Below are 20,993 nucleotides of genomic sequence, written 5' to 3'. Positions count from 1 at the left end.
GCGCCGACCACACAAACTCCGATGCCACCAGGCCATCTTCCGCTGCCAGGCTCGGATCCGGCGTCCAGGTCCCGGCCAGTACAACCAGGCCATCGCGGGCGCGACGCACGCGTGGTCCGGCAGAGATGCGCAAGCCGTCGCCTGGCGCCCGCGCGGGACCGCACACAAAGCAGTTCGGCAGCGGATGCTCGTGCGGCTTGATCGACGTCATCAGCTCCGCCGCACGCGCCTCGTCGAAGCTTGCGATTTCTACGCGGGTGAGCGGGACATCTGCCGCTCGCCCGGTGGCAAGGCAGGTCGCGCCGTCGCGAAGCTCCCAGAGCTCGTCGCCTGCGACGATCTCGAGCTGCCTGTCGAGCGGGATCGGCGCGCGCAGCGTGATCTCGGCGCTGCCGGCAATATGCGCGGCCAGCCGCCCGCACACATAGCCGCCATTGCCGGAATTCGGCGGACCGCAATAGCGCTTGTCGATGCTGACTGATGTCATCGATGCGTTCTCCTCTAGCCGCTGCGATCTACCTGATCTTCAGAACGATGCGTCCCTGCACCGTCCGGTCGGCCAAAGCCTGCATCGCGGCCGCGACCCGGTCCAGGGGCAGAACGCGATCGATGTGAGGACGGATCTTCTCGTCCGCCAGCAACTGCGCCAGCGTGTCATTCATGCGCGCGGCTTCGTCAGGGAATTTGTCGGACCAGGCGCCGGCGAAGACGCCGACGATCGCATAGTTCTTCAACAGTGGCAGGTTCATCGGCACCGAGGGGATAACGCCACTGGTGAAGCCGATCGGCAGCAGCCGTCCGCCCCATCGCATCAGCCGTGCCATTTGCTCGACCGTCCCGCCGACAGTGTCGAAGCCGATGTCGACGCCTTCTGCCGACGTGATCGATCTGATCCGATCGCGCAGGTCTTCGCTCCGATAGTTGATGACATCACTGACACCATAGCCGCGCAGAAAATCCGCCTTGTCGTCGGAGCCGACGCCGGCGATGACGCGCAAGCCCAGATGACCCGCGAGGTCGACGGCGGCGAGGCCCACGCCACCCGCGGCGCCGGTGATAAAAACCGTCTCGCCGCGCCGCCCCTGCGCCCGCTCGACCAGAGCATAGTAGGCCGCGCCGTAATTGTGCCAGACGGTGGCGGCGGTTTCGAAGCTGACGCCGACCGGCAGACGCACGCTCTTGGAGTCCTTGGCGACCATCCGCTCGGCATAGCCGCCGGTCCAGTTCCAGCACGCCACGCGGTCGCCGGCTTTGAACCTCGTGACGTTCTCGCCGACCGAATGGACGATGCCGGCGACTTCCGTGCCCGGCACAAATGGTAGCGGCGGCCGCATCTGATAACGGCCCGAGACCAGCAGGTGGTCCATAAAGCTCACGGAGGCCGCGTGGACATCGATCAGGATCTCGTCGCTGGCCGGCTCGGGCACGTCGACGTCACAGATGCGCAAATCTTGCGCGCCGGTGAACGCGCTGCACAGAACGGCTTTCATCGTGACGCTCCTGTCCAGAAGTCATCGAAAGCGCAACATTTGACGCAGGGCAGGATGAGAGGTGCGAACATGACTGTCTTCCATTATTTTGCTGGCGATCGAGCCTGAGACCTATCAGCCGACCGTCCCCTCTCCGTCCCCTGGGAGGTCAAGGAAGAAAAAAGGTGAAGTCATGACCGGAGTTTCGCTACGGACGCTCGGCTTTCCCGAGATCGTCAGTGACGGCAGTCCGGTCCGGCTGACCCTGCGCAAGGGCGTCGCTCTGCTTGTCTATCTCGCCGAGGCCCAGGGCGCAGTCGCGCGTGACGTGCTTGCGACGCTGCTGTGGCCCGAGAGTCCGAGCGATGCCACCCGCGCGCGGCTGCGACGCCTGCTTCATCGCGTCGAGCTCACGTTCAACGAAAAAGTCTTCGAGACAGACCGCACGACCGTGAAATTATCGCCGGCGAACGGGCTGAAGGTCGACGCGCTTCAGTTCGAGATGGCTTGCGACTGCGGTGCGTTCGAGGACGCTTGCAGGTCCTATCGCGGCGACTTCCTCGCGGGCTTCGCGCTGGACGGCTGTCCCGCGTTCGACGAATGGGCTTTATTTCGGCGCGAGGCTCTCAGGAGCCGGTTCATGCATTGCCTGGAACGGCTAGTGCAGGACAAGAACGCCGCCTGCGACCATTTCGCCGCGGCGACCCATGCCGGTCGTCTGGTCGAGCTCGATCCGCTCAGCGAGGTGTACAGCCGGCATCTAATCCACAGCCTGCTGCTCGCCGGCGATCGCAGCGCGGCGGAACGTCACTACGAGCTGCTTGCGCACCGGCTGCGTAACGAGCTCGGGATCACCCCTGAAGCCGCGACCGAAGCGCTCATGGCCGGCACGGCAGCGGATGCCGCGCCGACGCCGCGCTACGTCGAGGGCACGCGCGCCCATCTGGCGTATCAGACCTACGGCAGCGGCGAGCTCGATATCCTGGTCATGCCCGGCTTCGTGTCGCATGTGGAGCGCGGTTGGGAGCATCCGGCGTGCCGCGCATTTCTGCGCTCGATGATGGAGCTGGGCCGCCTCGTCCTGTTCGATCGCCGCGGTGTCGGATTATCGGACCGAATTGGCTCGGCGCCTGATGTCGAAGCAACGGCGGAGGATATCGGCACCGTGCTGCGCGCCGTCCAGGCCCGTCGCGTGCTGTTGTTCGGCGCGTCGGAATGCGGGCCCGCCTGCATCAGATTCGCGGTCGACCAACCGCGCATGGTGGCCGGCATCGTGCTGTTCGGCTCGCTGGCAAAGGGCTGCTGGGCGCCGGATTATCCGCATGCGCTCCGGGCCAGCCAATATGACGCCTGGCAGCAGCAACTCGTCGCCGAATGGGGTGGCCCGGCCGGCATCGAAACCTTTGGGCCGAGCCTGTCGCGCGATCCGCAAGCCAGGGCGTGGTGGGCCGGGCTGCTGCGCGCGGCCTCCAGTCCCGGCGGGATCGGCGCGGTGCTCGAGGCGTTCCGCGACGTCGATGTACGGCATCTGCTGCAGCAGGTGTCCGTGCCGACGCTGGTGCTTCACCGCCGCAATGACCGCGCTGTGCGGATCGGCGCGGGACGCGACATGGCGAGCCACATCAGCGGCGCTCAGTTCGTCGAGCTCGACGGCGATGATCATTGGTTCTTCGCCGGCGCGCAGCAGCCGCTGCTCGAAGCCATCAAAGGCTTCGTCAGGAAGCACCGGCTGCTTGCAGCGTCGCGCCCAAACAGTCCGGTGCGGCGCACCCGAGCCTGACGAACGACTCCTTCTCAGTGGCCGAATTCGTCGGCGTCCTTCATATTCGGATCCGGCCGGCCCAGCCCGTTCAAGCTGGTCATCTCGTCATCGCTCAGGGCGAAATCGAAGATCGCGAGATTGGCGGCCTGCCGTTCGGCATTGGTCGATTTCGGTGCCGGGACGTAGCCGGACTGGACGTGCCAGCGCAGCACGATCTGAGCCGACGTGCGATCATGCCGGCGCGCGATGGCTTCGATCGCAGGATCCCTCAGCATCGCATTGCCGCGGCCGAGGGGGCTCCAGGTCTCGGTGACGATGCCCTTCGTGCGATGAATCGCGACGAGGTCGTCGCGGCGATGATAGGGATCGAGCTGGATCTGGTTGACATGCGGCACCAGGCCGAGATCGAACAGCCGCTGCAAATGCGCCGGCTTGAAGTTCGAGGTGCCGATCGCCCGCACCAGCCCGGCCTCCAGCACGCGGCCCAATCCTTGGAACGCCTCGATGTAACGATCCTGATCCGGATTGGGCCAGTGGATCAGAAAGAGATCGATGGTGTCCAGGCCCAGCCGTTTCAGGCTGGCCTCGCAGGCCTGCCGGACACCCGCGATGCTGTGCCATTGCCGGTTGAACTTCGTGGTGACGAAGATGTCCTCGCGCGGCACGCCGGAGGCGCGAATGCCTTCGCCGACGCCGGCTTCGTTGCCGTAATTCTCCGCCGTGTCGATCAGGCGATAGCCGCAGTTCAACGCCGTCCGCACCGCGACAGCCGCCTCGGCGTCGTTCATCGGCCAAGTGCCGAGGCCGAGCTGCGGCATCTCGACTCCGTTGAGCAGGCGAACCGTCGGGGCCAGGCGAATTGAATTGGTCATAGTAGGCTCCCGTTGAGAAGCGCGTCAGGTCGCGCTGTTGTTAGGTCGTGCCGGCATCTGCGCCCGCCGGCGCTCCCAATCCTCATCCGACCAAGACAGCATCTCGGCGACGCCCGCGCGCGCGCCACCAAGATAGCGGCGGCCGCCATCGATCACCACGGTCTCGCCGGTGATATAGCTCGCCAGATCGGAGATCAGGAACGCGCAGAGGTTCGCGAGTTCGTGATGCTCGCCGTGCCGCTGCAGCGCCGAGCCGGCATCTGTGGTGCTCCTCTCGGTGCCGACGTTCAGCCGTGAGCCTGCGCCTTCGGTCGGAAAGCTGCCGGGCGCGACGGCGACCAGGCGAATGCCCTTCGGTCCCCATTCGACGGCGAGGCTCTTGGTCATCGCGTCGATGCCCGCTTTCGCCATCGCCGATGGGACCGTGAAAGCGCCGCCCTGCAAGGCGGACAGCGTCAGGATGCTCAACACCGTGCCGCCGCGTCCATCCGCGATCCAGCGTCGTCCAACACCCGTGGTGCAATAGGCCGTGCCATGCAGGCAAATGCCGAGCACAGAATCGATCGCGCGGGCCGAGAGCTTGTGCGTCTGGGCGATGAAATTGCCGGCGGCGTTGTTGACCAGCACGTCGAGCGGCGCCTGCTGCCAGATGCCGTCCAGCATCGCCTCGACATCGTCTGGCGAGCGCACATCACACCGGAGGGTCTGGATTTCGCGCCCGAACTTGTCGCGGAATTCCGCCGCCGTCTGCGCCAACACCTCGGTGCGCCGGCCGCAGATCACGAGCTCGGCGCCCAGCGTCAGAAAGCGCTCGCCCATGCTCTTGCCGAGCCCGGTGCCTCCGCCGGTAATCAGCACGCGCTTGCCCCGCAGCAGGTCTTTGTCGAAGCCGGTCATGTCGTCATCCCGTGAACATTTCTGTCGTCAGTCACGACCTCATGGCGCAACGCCGACCGCCTTGCTCTCGGTCAGCCGCGCGATGTCGTCGTCGCTGAATCCAACCTCGCGCAACACCTCACGCGAATGCTCGCCGAGCCGCGGCGACATCCGGTGCAGGTTCGGCGGATCGTCGGAGAATTTGGTCGGCGGCCGTGCCTGCTTGATATGTCCTTCGGTCGGATGATCGATATCGACGAACATCCCGACTGCCTTGAGATGCGGCTGCTCGCCGATCTCGGTCAGCTTGGCGAACGCCGTGTGCGGCACGTCCAGCCGCAGCAGCAATTCCTCCCACTCCGCTGTGGTGCGGGTCGGCCCGATCTCGCTCATGCGCGCATAGATCTTGTCGATGTTCTGCCCGCGCCGCACGGGATCCTTGACCGCCAGCTCCTCGACCAGTTCGGGACGGCCGACGGCCTCGAAGAACGCGCACCAATTGTCGCCCGAATAGGGCAGCATCGTCAGCCAGCCGTCCTTGGTCTGCACCGGGCGCCGCTCCTTCATGCGCTTGTATCCAGTCGGCCCGATCGGCGGATCGAAGGCGTATCCGCCGAGCATCTCGATGCTGTTGAAGGCCGCCACGGTCTCCAGCATCGGCACCTCGACCAGCTGCCCCTTGCCGCTGCGCTCGCGCCGGAACAGCGCCGCCGAGACGGCACCGACCATCGAGAGCGCGCAGATCTTGTCACCGACCAGGCTCGGAATGAACTGCGGCGCCTCGTCCGAGCCGATCGACGACGCCAGACCGGAGGCGGCCTGGACGATCTCGTCGAAGGCCGGCCGTGCCGCCCATGGACCATCCTGGCCGAAGCCGGTCGCCGCCGCATAGATCAGCCGCGGATTGAGCTTCTCGCAGGCCTCGTAGCCGAAGCCCAGCCGCGCCAGAGCGGCCGACCTGACATTGGTGACCAGCACGTCGGCGGTCGGGATCAGCCGCTGCAGCACCGCCTTGCCGTCGGCATGCTTCAGGTCGACTGCCAAGCTGCGCTTGTTGCGGTTGACAGCCATGAACTGCCCGCTCATGCCGCGGTTGCGGAACAGGCCGGCATAGCGCCAGGTGTCGCCGCTTAGCGGCTCGACCTTGATGACGTCGGCGCCCCAATCGCCGAGCATCTGCGCGGCGTAGGGGCCGAACAGAACGCTGGTCAGATCGAGAACGCGGATGCCGCTCAGTGGTCCGGTCGGTGTCGTCATTTCGTCTCTATTCGCCCAGCACGTCGCCGAACAGCTCCCAGGATTTGCCGTTGAAGCGCGCCATCTGCAACTGCCGGATCGGCGTCACCTGATCGGCCGAGGTATTCACCTTGATCCCGGGCAGCAGCATCGGCAATTCGACATCCTTCAACGACTGCTCCTGCTTCATCACATTGGCGCGCGTGAGGTCGTTGCCGGCGCGCTGCAGCACCAGTTCCATCAGCTGCGCCATGGTGTAGCCGGTAACGTTGAAGATGTCGGCGGGATCGGCGCCGCTGTTGTAGGTCTTCATCCATTCCCGCCATGCCTTCATGCCGGGATCATCGGCCCAGCGCGAGTCGCCGGGGTCCTTCTCGAACGCGCCGGTGACGATGCCGACGGAGTTTTCCAGACCGGCCGGCGTCAGCACCGAGCCCACGGAGTTGGAGACCGCCGGCAGGATGATCTGCGGCTTCCAACCGAGCTCGGCGGCCTTCTTGATCGCCTGCGCCGCGAATTTCGGCGTGCATTCGTTGAACAGCACGTCGGCGCCGGCCGTCTTGAACTGCACGATCTGCGAGTCGATCGTCGGATCTGACGTCTCGTAGACCGCCTCGGAGACGATCTGCTTGACGTGATCGCCGAGGCCTTCCTTGAACCCGGCGAGATAATCGCGTCCGGCGTCCTCGTTCGGCGTGATGACGGCGATCTTCGCGTCCGGCTTGGTCGCCAGGATCCACTTGGCGTAGATGCGGCCTTCGGTCTTGTAGGTCGGCTGCGACCCGGTGGTCCACGGGAAATGCTTCGGATCGTTCCAGCGGCTGGCGCCGCTCGACGGAAACAGCTGCGGCACCTTCTTGATGTTGAGATATTTCTGCACCGCGATATTGGGAGCGGTACCAAGCGAAGAGAACATCGCGAACACCTCGTCGCTCTCGACCAGGCGCCGCGTTTGCTCGACCGTCTTCGATGGCGAGTAACCGTCGTCCTGGCTGAGCAGATCGATCTTGCGGCCGTTGATGCCGCCCTTGTCGTTGACCATCTTGAAGTAGGCGGCCTCGGCCCGGCCGATCGCTGAATAGGCCGACGCCGGTCCGGAGAAGGGCATGGTCTGCCCGAGCTTGATCGTCGTATCGCTCGCCCCGGTGTCGTAGGTCCCGCCGGCCTTCACCGCGGTGGCGCTCACAGCTGCGAGCACGATCACAGCTCCACGGACGAACAGCTTTCGCATTGCCATGCCTGGCATCTCCCTTCCCTGTGAGCACGATGACATCGGCACGCTGGCCGCGATCATCGCCCTCCATTCGTTTTTTGTTTCATGGTCAGCCAGATCGTCGCAATGCCAAGGGATCAAGCCGCATCCGACCACGTCTCCGCGTGCGCGGGCGATGCGCCCACGCTCAACGGAATGATGGCAGACGCTGGATGAAGAGCATCGCGCGAGGTGACGGCCGCGACGATACATGGTTCGCGCGCAGAGTGATGTGCCTTAAACGGCAGATGCGCATGCGTTTCCTGCAGCCGTCCTGAGATGGAACAGTTCCGCGCTAATGCTGGCGAATGTCACGATCGCACCATCGTCATTCAAAAGACACGGCAACCGAGCGGCGAGGCCCGCGTATTCCGTCGCTCAAAAATTCTTTGAACGCTGCATCAGTTCGCGGAGCACAGGCCGACGCGTCGCTGTGATCATGTAGCAAAGTCCAGCAACGAGCTCACGACCGCCCGTTCTGCAGAATACGCGCCGCGGCCTGATCGGCGATCACATCGAGCGCGGACTGATCGAGCGGGAAGTCCGCCGCGAGCCAGGCGTCTTCGGCAAGCGTCAGGACATGGCCCAGCAACGGTCCCTCGGCGACGCCGCGGGCGATGAAGTCGGCCGCCTTCAGCGGAAACTTCGGCGGCGTGAACCGCTCCGGCAATTGCGCGAGCTCGCACCAGCGCGGCGCATCGCGGTCGTGCCCGGCGCGCGCCCAGGCGAGCAGCAGGCGGTCGCGGTAGTTGGTTTCGCCGAGCCGATAGAGCAGCCGCCGCGCCCGTGCCTCATCAGCAGTGGCGAGCCGCCACCAGCGATGGCCCATCGCATCCAGCGCCTTGGCCTCCGCGTTGGACAGCTTCAATCTGGTCGCCAGCCGTCGCGCATCCTCAGTGACTGCGACCGCCAGCGCTGCGAGCCGCCGGATCGGATTGGGCGTGAGGCCAATCTCGCGTTCGGCGGTCACCATCGCCGTGAACGGACCGAGATAGGCGACGCCGCCCAGGACCGAAGTCATCAGGCCGGCGTCCATCATCGCCTCGACTGCGCCGACCACACCATCGGTGACGAGCAGCTTCAGCATCTCCATCCGCACACGTTCGGCTGAGAGCGTCGCAAGCCCCGCCCGGCCGGCGATGCAGGCGAGATAGCCCTCGCGCTCGGGCGCCCCAACGCCGAAAGCGGAATGGAAGCGGAAGAAGCGCAGGATTCGCAGGTAATCCTCGGCAATGCGCTGGTCGGCATCGCCGATGAAGCGCACGCGCCGCAGACCGATATCCTCCAGCCCGCCGACATAATCGTACACCACACCATCGAGGCTGACGGACAGTGCATTGATGGTGAAATCGCGCCGCTCCGCGTCGGCCACCCAGTCGCGGCCGAAGGCGACCTTGGCCTTGCGGCCGAAGGTCTCGGTGTCCTCGCGCAGCGTCGTCACCTCGATCGGGTGGCCGTCCAGCACCAGGGTGACGGTGCCGTGGTCGATGCCGGTCGGCACGCTCTTGATTGCGGCCGCCTTGGCGCGGCGGATCACCTCGGCCGGCAGCGCCGTGGTGGCGATGTCAATGTCGACGATGGGGACGCCGAGCAGCGCGTTGCGGACGGCACCGCCGACCACGCGGGCCTCCTCGCCCTCGCCGTTCAAGAGCGCCAGCACGCGGGCGGCCGGGCCGGACCACAGCCAGGGCGCGTCGAGACGGCGCGCGTCAGTCATGTCCGCGCTCCGGAGACGGGTCTGCAGGTCCCACGAGCCTAAGCGCGGGATCAAAAATGGATGGGAGCGGGACGCCAAACAACTCGGCAGACATGGCCATCAGCAATAACGCGTCAACAGCATAAGGAATGGGAGAAATTCCGGTCGCCGTCAACACGCTCCGGCTGATCATGGCAGATAGATCCGCTCGTAGAGCAGGCGCAGGATGCCGGCGGTGGCGCCCCAGATGTAGCGTTCGGCAAATGGCATCGCGTAATACGATCGGGCGATGCCGCGAAATTCCTTGGCATGGATTTGATGATTGGCCGGATTCATCAGGAATGACAGCGGCACCTCGAAGGCATCGACGACCTCATCATGGTTGATCGTGAGCTCGAAGCCCGGCTTGACCCGCGCCAATGTCGGCAGGATGCGAAAGCCGAAGGCGGTGCCATAAACCTCAAGATAGCCGATCGGATCGACGAAGCCGCGCGCCAGCCCGACCTCCTCCTCGGCCTCGCGCAGCGCCGCGTCCAGCGGCGAGGCATCGGTGGCGTCGATCTTGCCGCCGGGAAAGGAGATCTGCCCGGCATGATTGGACAAATGCGGCGAGCGCTGCGTCAGCAGCACGGTCGGCTCGGGATGATCGACCACCGGGATCAGCACGGCGGCAGGCCGCACCGGCTGCTCGCGGGCGACGATCTCGAGCATGCGGTCGGTGCCGGAATCCCCGCTTTCGGGAATGATGTTGGGATCGATCAGCGCCGGCGGAACGTCAAAGCCCAGCCGGACCCGGCCGCGCTGGAAGAACTCCGTCGCATCAAGCGCAGCAACACCCTCCTTCACGATGGTGTCGTTCATAATGGACTCGTTCAACGCGCCGCCCTCACCTCTTCCGCATCGGCCATCGCAAAAAACGCGCCGCCCGATTCCACTCCGAACATTGTCCGCCCATCGACCATCCGCTCCTCGCTGATGTCAACCAGCTCATAGTAGAGCGGACGTGTCACCTTGGCCCAGAGGTCGGCACGCACATGCAGATAGGGCATGAGCCCCCCGGCCTCGCCCGGCTCGAAGCGCAGCCGGTGCTCGGCATCGCAATCCACCCAGTCACCGACATTGGTCCGGAACTGCAGCAGCGGGCTGGAGGCGCCGGAGCACTTCCGCATTTCTACGGCCATGAACGGCGCGTCGTCGACGCGGATGCCGACCTTCTCTACCGGCGTGACCAGAAAATATTTGCCATCCTCGCGTTTCAGGATGGTCGAGAACAGCCGGACCAGTGCCGGCCTGCCGATCGGCGTGCCCATGTAGTACCAGCTTCCATCGCTGGCGATTCGCATGTCCAGATCGCCGCAGAACGGCGGATTCCACAGATGCACCGGGGGCAGTCCCTTGGTTGCGGCCGCTTCGTTTGCTGCAGTCGTGAGCCGGTCGAGGCCCTGGTTGGTGCTTTGCCCTTGCTTCGCCATTGTTTACCCCGAGTCTGCTCCTGGCACGTTTGGTGCCCGTCCTCATCGCCGGGAGCCTGTCAAAGTTCCGCGTCATCATTGCGCGGGAAGTGAGAAGGTCGCCACATCGTGAATGGCGCCGACAGCCCGGAATGCCGATAAGATGGGGATAGTTTAATTCAACGAATACAAGCTCTTCGGCCCGGGTCTAGCATCGGAATCACGGCATTGGAGCGAATTGCTCTATGCCGAGTCTATATGGTGCCGCCGGGCCCGTATGCAGCAGAGCCCGCAGGCTCTACCGCCGAACCTATATTGTGAACGGTGCCCCGAAAAGCGCGAGGGCCGAAGGAGTGACGGGAATGGCTGATAGTGCCGAAAAGCTCGAAGACGCGATCGTCCGCTCGGCCGAGCAGGTCTCGGGCCAGATCCGCAGCGCGCGTGACGCGATCTCCGCGGTCATTTTCGGCCAGGAGCGCGTGGTCGAAAACACCCTGGTGACGATCCTGTCCGGCGGCCATGCACTTTTGATCGGCGTCCCCGGCCTCGCCAAGACCAAGCTGGTGGAGACGCTCGGCGTCACGCTCGGGCTCGATGCCAAGCGGGTGCAGTTCACGCCGGACCTGATGCCGTCCGACATCCTCGGCGCCGAGGTGCTCGACGAGAGCACGGTCGGCAAGCGCTCGTTCCGCTTCATCGCCGGTCCGGTGTTCGCACAACTGCTGATGGCCGACGAAATCAACCGCGCCAGCCCGCGCACCCAGTCGGCGCTGCTGCAGGCGATGCAGGAGCAGCATATCACGGTCGCCGGCGCGCGGCATGATCTGCCAAAACCCTTCCATGTGCTTGCGACCCAGAACCCCCTGGAGCAGGAAGGCACCTATCCGCTGCCCGAAGCGCAGCTCGACCGCTTCCTGATGGAGATCGATGTCGACTATCCCGACCGCGACGCCGAGCGGCGCATCCTGTTCGAGACCACCGGCGCCGAGGAGACCACGGCCAAGGCGGCGATGAGCGCGGACGCACTGATCGCGGCCCAGCGGCTGGTGCGACGGCTGCCGGTCGGCGATTCCGTGGTCGAAGCCATCCTGTCGTTGGTGCGCTCGGCCCGCCCGGGCGAGGAAGCCGGCGACACCGGCAGACTGATCGCCTGGGGTCCGGGCCCGCGCGCCAGCCAATCCCTCATGCTCGCCGTGCGCGCCCGCGCGCTGCTCGATGGCCGCCTTGCGCCGTCGATCGACGACGTGCTCGACCTCGCCGAACCCGTGCTCAAGCACCGCATGGCGCTGACCTTCCCGGCGCGCGCCGAGGGGCGCACCGTTCCGGATGTCATCCGGCAATTGAAGAGTCGGATCGCTTGATGGCAGCCACGCACGCGCACGCCGACAAGGAGATCATCGCAATCCGGCGTGCCGATGGCGAGAGCCGAACGCTCGCCGCGTCGCTGCCGCGCCTAGTGCTGGAAGCCCGCCAGATCGCCGCCAACGTCATTCATGGCCTGCACGGCCGCCGGCGTGCCGGCACCGGCGAAAACTTCTGGCAATATCGACGCTTCGTCTCCGGCGAGCCGGCGCAGCGCGTCGACTGGCGGCGCTCCGCGCGTGACGACCTTCTCTATGTGCGCGAGCAGGAATGGGAGGCCGCGCACACCGTATGGCTGTGGCCCGACCGTTCGCAATCGATGGCGTTCGCCTCCAGGACTGCGCGCGACAGCAAACTCGAGCGCGCGCTGATCGTGACCTTGGCTCTGGCTGAGCTGTTGGTCGCGGGCGGCGAGCGCGTCGGCATCCCCGGCCTTCTGAATCCGACCGCGAGCCGCAGCGTGATCGACCGGATCGCGCAGGCGATGCTGCATGACGATGCCGCGCGGCCGAGCCTGCCGCCCTCCTTCGTGCCGTCGGCACTGGCCGAGATCGTGGTGCTCTCCGATTTCTGGTCGCCCATATCCGAGATTCGCGCCATGCTCGCAGGCCTCTCGGCCTCGGGCGCGCATGGCGCGCTGGTGCAGGTCGTCGATCCCGCCGAAGAGAGCTTTCCTTATTCCGGCCGCGTCGAATTCGTCGAGCCCGAAAGCGGCGAGGTGATCACCGCCGGCCGCGCCGAGCGCTGGGCCGAGGATTATGTCGCGCGCGTAGCGCTACATCGCGACCAGATCCGGGCCGAGACCGGCAAGCTCGACTGGCTGTTCACGACCCATACGACCAGCCGCTCCGCCGCCGAACTCTTGCTGTTCCTGCACGCCGGCATGTCCACCGGTCGAGGCGGCGCCTTCAGTAATTTCAGAGCAGGACGCGGTGCATGATGGGTCTGCCGCTCTCCTTCGCCGAGCCTTTGCTCCTGATCGGGCTGGTCAGCCTGCCGGTGCTGTGGTGGCTGCTGCGGGTGATGCCGCCGCGGCCCCGGCGCATCGAGTTTCCGCCGACCAGGCTGCTGTTCGATATCACACCGAAGGAAGAGACACCGTCGCGCTCGCCGTGGTGGCTGACCTTGCTGCGGCTGATCGCGGCCGCGCTGATCATCTTCGCCGCCGCCGGCCCGATCTGGAATCCGCGCACGCAGGCCGCCGGCAGCAAGGCGCCTTTGGTACTGCTGCTCGACGACAGCTGGAGCGCGGCCGCAAGTTGGGACGAGCGGATCAAGACCGCCGACGAGATGATCGCCAATGCCGATGCGGATCGCCGCGGCGTCGCGCTGGTGCCGCTCTCGGAGCCGAACCGCGACATCACCCTGATGCCGGCGGGTGCTGCGCGCGTGACGCTGCGCCAGCTCGCGCCCAAGCCATACACTGCCGAGCGCGCAGAGACGCTGCCGCTGCTGGATCGCTTCCTCAAAGCCACCGGCGATGCCGACATCGTCTGGCTGTCGGACGGCGTCGACCCCGGTCGCGGCAATGAGTTCGTCACTGGTCTCGCCAAGACCATTGGCGACCGCAGCTTGACGATCTTCGACGGCGGTACGTTGTCGCCGTTGGCGCTCGCGGGCGCCGAGAACGCCGCGGCCAAGATGACGGTCAAGGTGCTGCGGGCCGATCTCACGGTGCCGGGCGGCGTCGTCCGTGCGCTCGATGCCAAGGGCTCGCCGATCGCCGATGCACGTTTTGCCTTCGCGTCCGGTGCGCATGACACCGAGGCGAGCTTCGACCTGCCGGTCGAGCTGCGCAACGACATCACCCGGCTCGAAATCGCGAATGAACGTTCCGCTGGCGCGGTACAATTGCTCGACAAGCGCTGGCGGCGCCGTGCGGTGGGCATCGTCTCTGGTGCGACCAGCGATACCGCGCAGCCGCTGCTGGCGCCAACCTTTTACCTGACCCGCGCGCTCGCGCCCTTCGCCGATCTTCGTCTTGGCGACCGCGGCGCGCCGCAGCAGGTGATCGCCCAATTCCTGGACCAGAAGCTGCCGATGATCGTGATGGCCGATGTCGGCACATTGTCACCGGAGATCCGCGATCGCCTTAACGCCTGGATCGAGAATGGCGGCGTGCTGGTCCGCTTCGCCGGTCCCCGGCTCGCGCAGGGCGACGACGATCTCGTGCCTGTGAAGCTGCGCCGTGGCGGTCGCACCCTCGGCGGCAGCCTGACCTGGGAAAAGCCGCAGCATCTCGCCTCCTTCTCCGCCGACGGGCCGTTCGCAGGCCTCGCCGTGCCGAACGATGTCACCGTCAGCCGTCAGGTTCTGGCCGAGCCGGATGCCGTGCTTGCAACCAAGAGCTGGGCATCGCTCGAGGACGGCACCCCGCTCGTCACCGGCGAGCATCGCGGCAAGGGCGTCCTCAGCCTATTTCACGTCAGCGCCGACATGCGCTGGTCGGACCTGCCGATGTCAGGGACGATGGTCGAGATGCTCCGCCGCCTCGTCGATATGTCCGGCTACACCTCAAAGCCGGGCCCGGGACCCGCCGGCCAGGCTGCGAAAGCGACCGTCGCGCCGCTGCATATCCTCGATGGTTTCGGTGCGTTTGGGCCGCCACCATCCACCGCCAAGCCGCTGCCGGCCGATTTCAACGATCGCGCCTCGCTCGATCATCCACCCGGTTTCTACGGCCCCGCCGACGGACCCATCGCCGTGAACACGCTTGTACCCACCGATCGCATTGCTCCGCTCGACACTTCCAGCCTGCGCGCCAACCGCGCCAGCTACAGCAATGCCGAGCCGCGCGATCTCAGGGGCATCCTGCTCTCCACGGCGCTGCTGCTGTTCCTGATCGATGCCGTGATCGTCGCGCTGCTCGGTGGCACCCTGGCCACGCTGTTGCGGCGGCGCCCGGCAACGGCGGCGCTGCTGGCGGTCGCGATCATCAGTGGCATGGCACTGTGGGCGCCCTCGCCCGCCCGTGCCGACCAGGCCGCTGACGAGTTCGCCATGCGCGCGACGTCGCAGACCCGGCTTGCATACGTCGTCACCGGCAATGCCGATGTGGATTCGATCGTCAAGGCCGGCATGACCGGGCTGACGCTCTATCTCGCCCAGCGCACTGCGCTCGAGGCCGGCGACCCGATCGGCGTCGATCCGGCGCATGACGAGCTCGCCTTCTTCCCGCTGATCTACTGGCCGATCGTGCCCGGCGCGCCGAAGCCGCCGCAGGACGCGCTCAACAAGATCGACGCCTACATGAAGCAGGGCGGCACCGTGCTCTTCGATACCCGCGACGCGATCGAGGCCGGCCCCAGCGATAATGGCGCGGCGCAGACGCCAGCCATGCAGACGCTCCGTGACCTCCTCTCCTCGCTCGACGTGCCGGAGCTGGAGCCAGTGCCGCGCGAGCACGTGCTCACCAAGACGTTCTATCTGCTGCGCGACTTCCCGGGCCGCTTCACCACCGGCCAAACCTGGGTGGAGGCGCTGCCGAAGGAGGACGAGGACGAAAACAATGCGCGGCCGGCCCGCGGCGGCGACGGCGTCTCGCCGATCATCATCACCTCGAACGACCTCGCCGGCGCCTGGGCGATCCGCCCCGACGGCCAGGCCATGCTGCCACTGGTGCCGGGTGAGCCGCGGCAACGCGACTTCGCGTTCCGCGCCGGCGTCAACATCGTGATGTACACGCTGACCGGCAACTACAAGGCCGACCAGGTGCACGCGCCGGCGCTGATCGAACGGCTCGGGCAATAGGTTTCAAAACATGAATTACGGCATCGCGTTCACGCCCCTCGTCCCGCCGATCGTGCTCTGGCTCGCGCTCGGCGCGATCATCGTGATCGCGGCGGTGCTGCTGCTCGGCCGTTCGCGTGGCGCCGCCATCCGCGTCGCGGCGCTGGCTCTGATTGCGCTCGCGCTCGCCAACCCCTCCTTCACACGCGAGGACCGCGAGCCGCTGAGCTCGGTCGCCGCCGTCATCGTCGACAAGAGCCCGAGCCAGAATTTCGGCGACCGCAACAAGCAGACGGCGCAGGCGCAGGAAGCACTGGTCAACGAGCTGAAGAAGATCAAGGGGCTGGAGGTGCGCGTGGTCGACGCCGGCCAGGCCGACGGCGAGACTGACGGCACCCATCTGTTCAGCGCGCTGTCGTCGGCGCTGTCGGACGTGCCGGTCGATCGCGTCGCCGGCGCGTTCCTGATCACCGACGGCCGCGTCCACGACATTCCCGCCAACATGTCCGCGCTCGGCTTCCAGGCACCGCTGCAGGCGCTGATCACCGGGCAGCCGAACGAGCGCGACCGCCGCATCGCGATCACGGCTGCGCCGCGCTTCGGCATTGTCGGCCAGCCGCAGACCGTGACGTTCCGGCTCGATGACCAGGGCGTCAGCGGCGAACATGCCAAGGTGGTGATCCGCAGGGACGGCGAGGCGATCAGCGAGCGCGATCTCGTCAGCGGCCAGACCTCGAAGGTCGATATCGACATCAAGCATGAGGGGCCGAACATCGTCGAGATCGAGGCGGCGCCGCTCGCGGGCGAGTTGACGCCGGTCAACAACCGCGCCGTGGTTTCGATCGACGGCGTGCGCGACAAGCTGCGCGTGCTGCTCGTCTCTGGCGAGCCGCATTCGGGCGAACGGACCTGGCGCAATTTGTTGAAGTCGGACGCCAGCGTCGATCTCGTGCACTTCACGATCCTGCGGCCGCCGGAGAAGCAGGACGGCACGCCGATCAACGAATTGTCGCTGATCGCCTTCCCGACCCGTGAGCTGTTCCAGCAGAAGATCAACGAATTCCAGCTGATCATCTTCGACCGCTACGCCCGCCAGGGCGTGTTGCCGATCGCCTATTTCGACAACATCGCACGCTATGTCCGGAACGGCGGGGCGGTGCTGGTCTCGGCCGGACCGGACTACGCATCGAACACCAGCATCTGGCGCACACCGCTTGACTCCGTGCTGCCGGCCGAGCCGGTCGGCGTCACCGAGAAGCCGTTCTACGCGCACCTGTCCGATGCCGGCAAACGCCACCCCGTCACGCGCGGGCTCGAAGGCGCGAACTTCGAGCCGCCGCATTGGAGCCGCTTCTTCCGCACCGTCGATACCCGCAACGCGACCAGCCCGCCGGTCATGACCGGGGCCGACGGCAAGCCGCTGTTGTTGTTGTCGCGATACGGCGAGGGCCGTGTGGCGCTGCTGCTGTCCGACCACATCTGGCTATGGGCGCGCGGTTATGAGGGCGGCGGCCCGCATCTCGATCTGCTCAGGCGGATGTCGCACTGGCTCATGAAGCAGCCGGACTTGGATGAAGAAGCGCTGCGGTTGCAGGTGCAGGGCCACGATCTCGTGGTGATCAGGCAGACCATGGCCGACACCGTGCCACCGGTCACCGTGACCTCGCCATCGGGCGCGACGCGCGAGCTGACCTTGACCCAGGGTGAGCCGGGTGAATGGCGCGCCACCATGCCGGCCAACGAACTCGGTCTCTGGCAGGCCACTGACGGCACCTTGAAGGCGCTGATCAATGTCGGGCCGACCAATCCGAAGGAATTTTCCGAGGTCACTTCGACCACCGACACCTTGAAGCCGCTGGCTCAGGCGACCGGCGGCGATGCGCGCCGCGTCGCCGACGGCGCGAGCGTCGATATCCCGAGGATCGTCCCGGTGCACTCGTCCTCTGTGTTCCGTGGCGACGGCTGGATGGGCGTACGGATGCGCGATGCCAGCGTCGTCAAGGGCGTCGGCGTGCTGCCGATGTTCGCCGGCGTTATCGGCCTGTTGCTGCTGCTCGGCGCCTTCGCCGCGACCTGGCTGCGCGAGGGGCGTTAGGGCACGGCCTGCTTACCGCGCGAAATCCCAATCCGGCCGGATGGCGCCGGAGACGCCTTCGAAGGCGCCGTCGACGAGTTCGGCGACCAGCAGGCGATTGTAGTCGACCGGGCCGGGCATGATCGCCCTTCCCTTCTCGACCTTCTGGAAGCCGACGCGGTTGTAATAGGCGAAATCACCGACCAGCAGGATCAGGCGATGACCCTTCGCCTTGGCGTCCGCAATGGAGCGTTCCAGCAAGGTCCGGCCGATGCCGTGCTTGCGGAACGGCGGCTCGACCGTGAGCGGTCCAAGCATCAGCGCCTTGGTGTCGCCGACACAGACCGGCAGCTGCCTGACCGAGCCGACCAGCAAGGTGCCGATATGCGCGGTGAAGGACAGGTCGAGCAGATGATCGACATGCTCGCGCAAACGATAGGCGCTGAGCACGAAGCGGCCGGGCCCGAAGGTCCGCTCATGCAGCCGTTCGATCGCCTGCGCGTCCGACGGCTTTTCGGGTTCGATGGTGATGGAGAGATCGCTCATGATTGGGCGCGGATTAGCATTTGCCGGTGGTGCGGTCCATCGCGCCGTGATCCGGGAAAGCCTGGATCAGCGGCCGACCGGCGGCTGCGACAGATAGGCCAGCAGCTTCATCTCCCGCCGGCCCCGCGTCACGGTATCGAGCACCAGCCCCGACGAGAGCGACAGCAGCGCCACGATCATCAGGCCCATCGACAGCACCGCGGTCGGCAGCCGCGGAACCAGCCCGGTCTCAAGGAAGGTAACGAAGATCGGGACCGCAAAGCCGATCGAGATCAGCGCCAGAAAGATCCCGATCGCGGCGAAAAAGCGCAGCGGCTTCTCGGAACGATAGAGCTTCAGGATAGTGTTGAGGATGCGAAAGCCGTCGCGCCAGGTGTTGAGCTTGCTGACCGAGCCCTCGGGCCGCGCGTAATACGGCGTCGCGATCTCAGCGACCGGGAGCGCCAGTTCCAGCGCATGGACGGTGAGCTCGGTTTCGATTTCGAAACCGTCCGACAGCACCGGGAAGGATTTGACGAAGCGGCGCGAGAACACGCGGTAGCCGGATAGAATATCCTTGAACGCCTGCCCGAACACCTCGGCCAAAAACCGCGTCAGCATCCAGTTGCCGGTGCGGTGGCCCATCCGGTAGGCGGCCTGCTCCTGGTCGACCCTTAAGCCGACGACCATGTCGAGATGCTCGTCGAGCAGCCGCCCGATCATGCGTGGCGCGCTCGGCGCGTCATAGGTGGCGTCGCCATCGACCAGCACATAGACGTCGGCATCGATGTCGGCGAACATGCGCCGGACCACATGACCCTTGCCCTGCCGCCGCTCGCTGCGCACCTCGGCGCCGGCCGCGCGCGCGACCGCGATGGTGCGGTCCTTGGAATTGTTGTCGTAGACGTAAACGCTCGCCGTCGGCAACGCCTGCTTGAATCCCTTGACGACGGCGGCGACGGCCGCCTCCTCGTTGTAGCAAGGCACCAGAACGGCAATGCGCAGCGATGACGGGTTCATGGGCCCAGACTGCAGCCTATTCGGTGCAAAAAGTCATAACACGGTCGGCGAGCGGCGCTCATGGTGACCGCCAGGTCGGGATGAGCTTAACGCCGTGTAGCACTTCCGCGATCCGCAACCGAGTGCCGAACGTGGTGTCCTCCGGCAGCGCATCGGCGGCGAAAAAGCCCGTCGCGACGATCTCGCGGTTGGGCGCAGGCGGATGATCCTGGGTAAACGCGGTGATAACGAACACCGCGACATGGTCGCGCCGGGAGACGTGGCTGTTGAGGAAGATGCCGTGCAGATCAGGCTCGGCCGTCAGCACGATGCGTCCCTCCTCGACCAGCTCGCGCTGCAGCGCCTCGCCAAACGTCTCGCCGACCTCGACCCCGCCGCCCGGCAGATGCCAGCCGGCGACATAGCTGTGCTTGACCAGGAACACGCGGCTCTCGGCATCGAGCACGACGCCGCGGACGCCGAGCGTCATGCCGCGGGCAAAGCGCCAATAGAGGTGGAAGGCGCGCCGCAACCAGGGCTCGAACTTCACGCGCAACCCGCTCAAGCCTGCCGCCATACGTCCAGCTTTCGTTAACCTTGCGCTCGCGCGCCCGCCTTGCCAATACAAGGCTCCAGTCAAGGAACATCATGTCATGACCGCCCGGCCCGCAAGCGCCGATTGTCTGCCGGGAGCCTTGTGATGGCGGCGTTCACGCTCGCGCATCTGTCCGATCCACATTTGCCGCCGCTGCCCGAGCCGAGCCTTTCCGAGCTCATGGGCAAGCGCGCGTTCGGCTATCTGAACTGGACCCGCAACCGTCACAAGGTGCATCGCCGCGACGTGCTCGACCTCCTGGTGTCCGACCTGCGGGCGCAGGTACCGGACCATATCGCCGTGACCGGCGACCTCGTCAATCTGGCGCTCGAAGCCGAGTTCGCGCCCGCTCAGGCCTGGCTCGAGAGCCTGGGCCCACCGGATCAGGTCACCGCGATTCCCGGCAATCACGATGCTTATGTGCGTGCGACCCGCCATCGCTTCGCCGAGAGCTTTGCGAGCTACATCGAAGGCGATGGCCACCTGCCCGGCCAGCCGATTTTTCCCGTCTTGCGGCGTCGCGGGCCGCTGGCGCTGATCAGCCTATCCTCCGGCATCCCGACGCCGCCCTTGATGGCGACCGGCACCCTCGGCCAGGACCAGCTCGCGGCACTGGAGCGCCTTCTGACCGGGCTCGCCACGGCTGATGCCTTCCGCGTGCTGCTGGTGCATCATCCGCTGCGCTCGACCTCGCATATCAAGCGGCTGACCGACGCGCCGGAGCTGATCGCGCTGCTCAAGCGCCATGGCGTCGAACTCGTGCTGCACGGCCACGATCACGTCCACTCCACCATCTGGATCGACGGCCCAGAGCGGCAGATTCCCGTCGTCGGCGTGCCCTCGGCCTCGGCGGTGGCGCATGGTCATCATCCAGCCGCGGCCTACAACCTGTTCGCCATTCGCCGCGACGGCAATGGCTGGCGCTGCGACCAGACCGTGCGCGCGGTCAACGATGCGCTGCGGGTGCGCGAGATCCGGCAAGTCCGGCTGTTCTGATCAGAGCTGATACAACGCGGCATAGAGCGCGACGCCGAACAGCGCCAGCGCGCCGACAATGAAGCCGAGCAGGAACAGCAGCAGCCCGCGGCCACGCCG

General features: G+C 66.1%; 17 protein-coding genes and 1 pseudogene. 6 read left to right on the top strand and 12 right to left on the bottom strand.

The genetic code is table 11. The annotated features are described in order from the left end of the window. Window positions 1-487 (bottom strand): annotated as a pseudogene (locus WA702_RS13345) (hypothetical protein); the annotation flags it as partial. Window positions 488-515: 28 nt separating this feature from the next. Further along, window positions 516-1,490 carry an NADPH:quinone oxidoreductase family protein gene (locus tag WA702_RS13340; RefSeq protein WP_425110997.1) on the bottom strand — a complete coding sequence of 325 codons (975 nt, stop codon included), beginning with the start codon at window positions 1,488-1,490 and terminating at the stop codon, window positions 516-518. A 172-nt stretch (window positions 1,491-1,662) separates the two neighbouring features. On the opposite strand from WA702_RS13340, the gene WA702_RS13335 reads away from it, so the two are divergent. Continuing rightward, a complete protein-coding gene (locus tag WA702_RS13335) occupies window positions 1,663-3,249 on the top strand; it encodes an alpha/beta fold hydrolase (RefSeq protein WP_425110996.1) in 1,587 nt (528 codons plus the stop codon). Between the two features lie 14 nt (window positions 3,250-3,263). Here the strand turns inward: WA702_RS13335 and WA702_RS13330 are convergent, their stop codons facing one another. The 7 genes from WA702_RS13330 to WA702_RS13300 all read right to left on the bottom strand — a co-directional run bounded on the left by WA702_RS13330 (window position 3,264) and on the right by WA702_RS13300 (window position 10,635). Further along, window positions 3,264-4,103 (bottom strand): aldo/keto reductase, encoded by an 840-nt coding sequence (locus tag WA702_RS13330; protein ID WP_425110995.1) that lies wholly within the window; start codon window positions 4,101-4,103, stop codon window positions 3,264-3,266. Between the two features lie 24 nt (window positions 4,104-4,127). After that, a complete protein-coding gene (locus tag WA702_RS13325) occupies window positions 4,128-5,000 on the bottom strand; it encodes an SDR family oxidoreductase (protein ID WP_425110994.1) in 873 nt (290 codons plus the stop codon). 39 nt (window positions 5,001-5,039) lie between these two features. Then, entirely contained in the window at window positions 5,040-6,236 is a 1,197-nt protein-coding gene (locus WA702_RS13320; protein ID WP_425110993.1) for a CaiB/BaiF CoA transferase family protein, read from the bottom strand. A gap of 7 nt (window positions 6,237-6,243) precedes the next feature. Then, a complete protein-coding gene (locus WA702_RS13315) occupies window positions 6,244-7,446 on the bottom strand; it encodes an ABC transporter substrate-binding protein (RefSeq protein WP_425110998.1) in 1,203 nt (400 codons plus the stop codon). Between the two features lie 484 nt (window positions 7,447-7,930). Further along, on the bottom strand, window positions 7,931-9,184 hold the full coding sequence (locus tag WA702_RS13310; RefSeq protein ID WP_425110992.1) for a CCA tRNA nucleotidyltransferase: 1,254 nt from the start codon (window positions 9,182-9,184) through the stop codon (window positions 7,931-7,933). A gap of 168 nt (window positions 9,185-9,352) precedes the next feature. Further along, window positions 9,353-10,024, bottom strand: coding sequence for a CoA pyrophosphatase (locus WA702_RS13305; RefSeq protein WP_425110991.1), 672 nt, complete (start codon window positions 10,022-10,024; stop codon window positions 9,353-9,355). A gap of 11 nt (window positions 10,025-10,035) precedes the next feature. Next, window positions 10,036-10,635 carry a DUF1285 domain-containing protein gene (locus tag WA702_RS13300; RefSeq protein WP_425110990.1) on the bottom strand — a complete coding sequence of 200 codons (600 nt, stop codon included), beginning with the start codon at window positions 10,633-10,635 and terminating at the stop codon, window positions 10,036-10,038. 341 nt (window positions 10,636-10,976) lie between these two features. Here WA702_RS13300 and WA702_RS13295 point away from each other — a divergent pair, with 341 nt between their 5' ends. From WA702_RS13295 to WA702_RS13280, 4 genes are read left to right on the top strand one after another with little or no spacing between them, the layout of a single operon-like run. Beyond that, window positions 10,977-11,975 carry an AAA family ATPase gene (locus WA702_RS13295; RefSeq protein ID WP_425110989.1) on the top strand — a complete coding sequence of 333 codons (999 nt, stop codon included), beginning with the start codon at window positions 10,977-10,979 and terminating at the stop codon, window positions 11,973-11,975. After that, complete coding sequence (locus WA702_RS13290) at window positions 11,975-12,916, top strand: DUF58 domain-containing protein (RefSeq protein WP_425110988.1); 942 nt, start codon at window positions 11,975-11,977, stop codon at window positions 12,914-12,916. Before WA702_RS13295 ends, WA702_RS13290 begins: the two co-directional genes overlap by 1 nt. Then, window positions 12,913-15,726 (top strand): DUF4159 domain-containing protein, encoded by a 2,814-nt coding sequence (locus WA702_RS13285; protein WP_425110987.1) that lies wholly within the window; start codon window positions 12,913-12,915, stop codon window positions 15,724-15,726. The genes WA702_RS13290 and WA702_RS13285 overlap by 4 nt, the downstream gene beginning before the upstream one ends. 10 nt (window positions 15,727-15,736) lie before the next feature. Continuing rightward, window positions 15,737-17,800: a hypothetical protein gene (locus WA702_RS13280; protein ID WP_425110986.1), complete on the top strand. Its 2,064-nt coding sequence runs from the start codon at window positions 15,737-15,739 to the stop codon at window positions 17,798-17,800. 12 nt (window positions 17,801-17,812) lie between these two features. Here the strand turns inward: WA702_RS13280 and WA702_RS13275 are convergent, their stop codons facing one another. The 3 genes from WA702_RS13275 to WA702_RS13265 all read right to left on the bottom strand — a co-directional run bounded on the left by WA702_RS13275 (window position 17,813) and on the right by WA702_RS13265 (window position 19,880). Beyond that, window positions 17,813-18,325, bottom strand: a complete 513-nt coding sequence (locus WA702_RS13275) for a GNAT family N-acetyltransferase (protein WP_425110985.1) — start codon at window positions 18,323-18,325, stop codon at window positions 17,813-17,815. A gap of 66 nt (window positions 18,326-18,391) precedes the next feature. Beyond that, on the bottom strand, window positions 18,392-19,324 hold the full coding sequence (locus WA702_RS13270) for a glycosyltransferase family 2 protein (protein WP_425110984.1): 933 nt from the start codon (window positions 19,322-19,324) through the stop codon (window positions 18,392-18,394). A 58-nt stretch (window positions 19,325-19,382) separates the two neighbouring features. Further along, window positions 19,383-19,880 (bottom strand): NUDIX domain-containing protein, encoded by a 498-nt coding sequence (locus WA702_RS13265; RefSeq protein ID WP_425110983.1) that lies wholly within the window; start codon window positions 19,878-19,880, stop codon window positions 19,383-19,385. A gap of 123 nt (window positions 19,881-20,003) precedes the next feature. Between WA702_RS13265 and WA702_RS13260 the strand changes: the two genes are divergently transcribed. Then, window positions 20,004-20,894 (top strand): metallophosphoesterase family protein, encoded by an 891-nt coding sequence (locus WA702_RS13260; RefSeq protein ID WP_425110982.1) that lies wholly within the window; start codon window positions 20,004-20,006, stop codon window positions 20,892-20,894. Window positions 20,895-20,993: the final 99 nt, after the last annotated feature.

It is taken from the genome of Bradyrhizobium sp. (genome assembly GCF_049798375.1).
Taxonomy (GTDB): domain Bacteria; phylum Pseudomonadota; class Alphaproteobacteria; order Rhizobiales; family Xanthobacteraceae; genus Bradyrhizobium.
The sequence above is the reverse complement of the archived record's forward strand: the minus strand, read 5'-3'. Positions and strand labels throughout refer to the sequence as shown.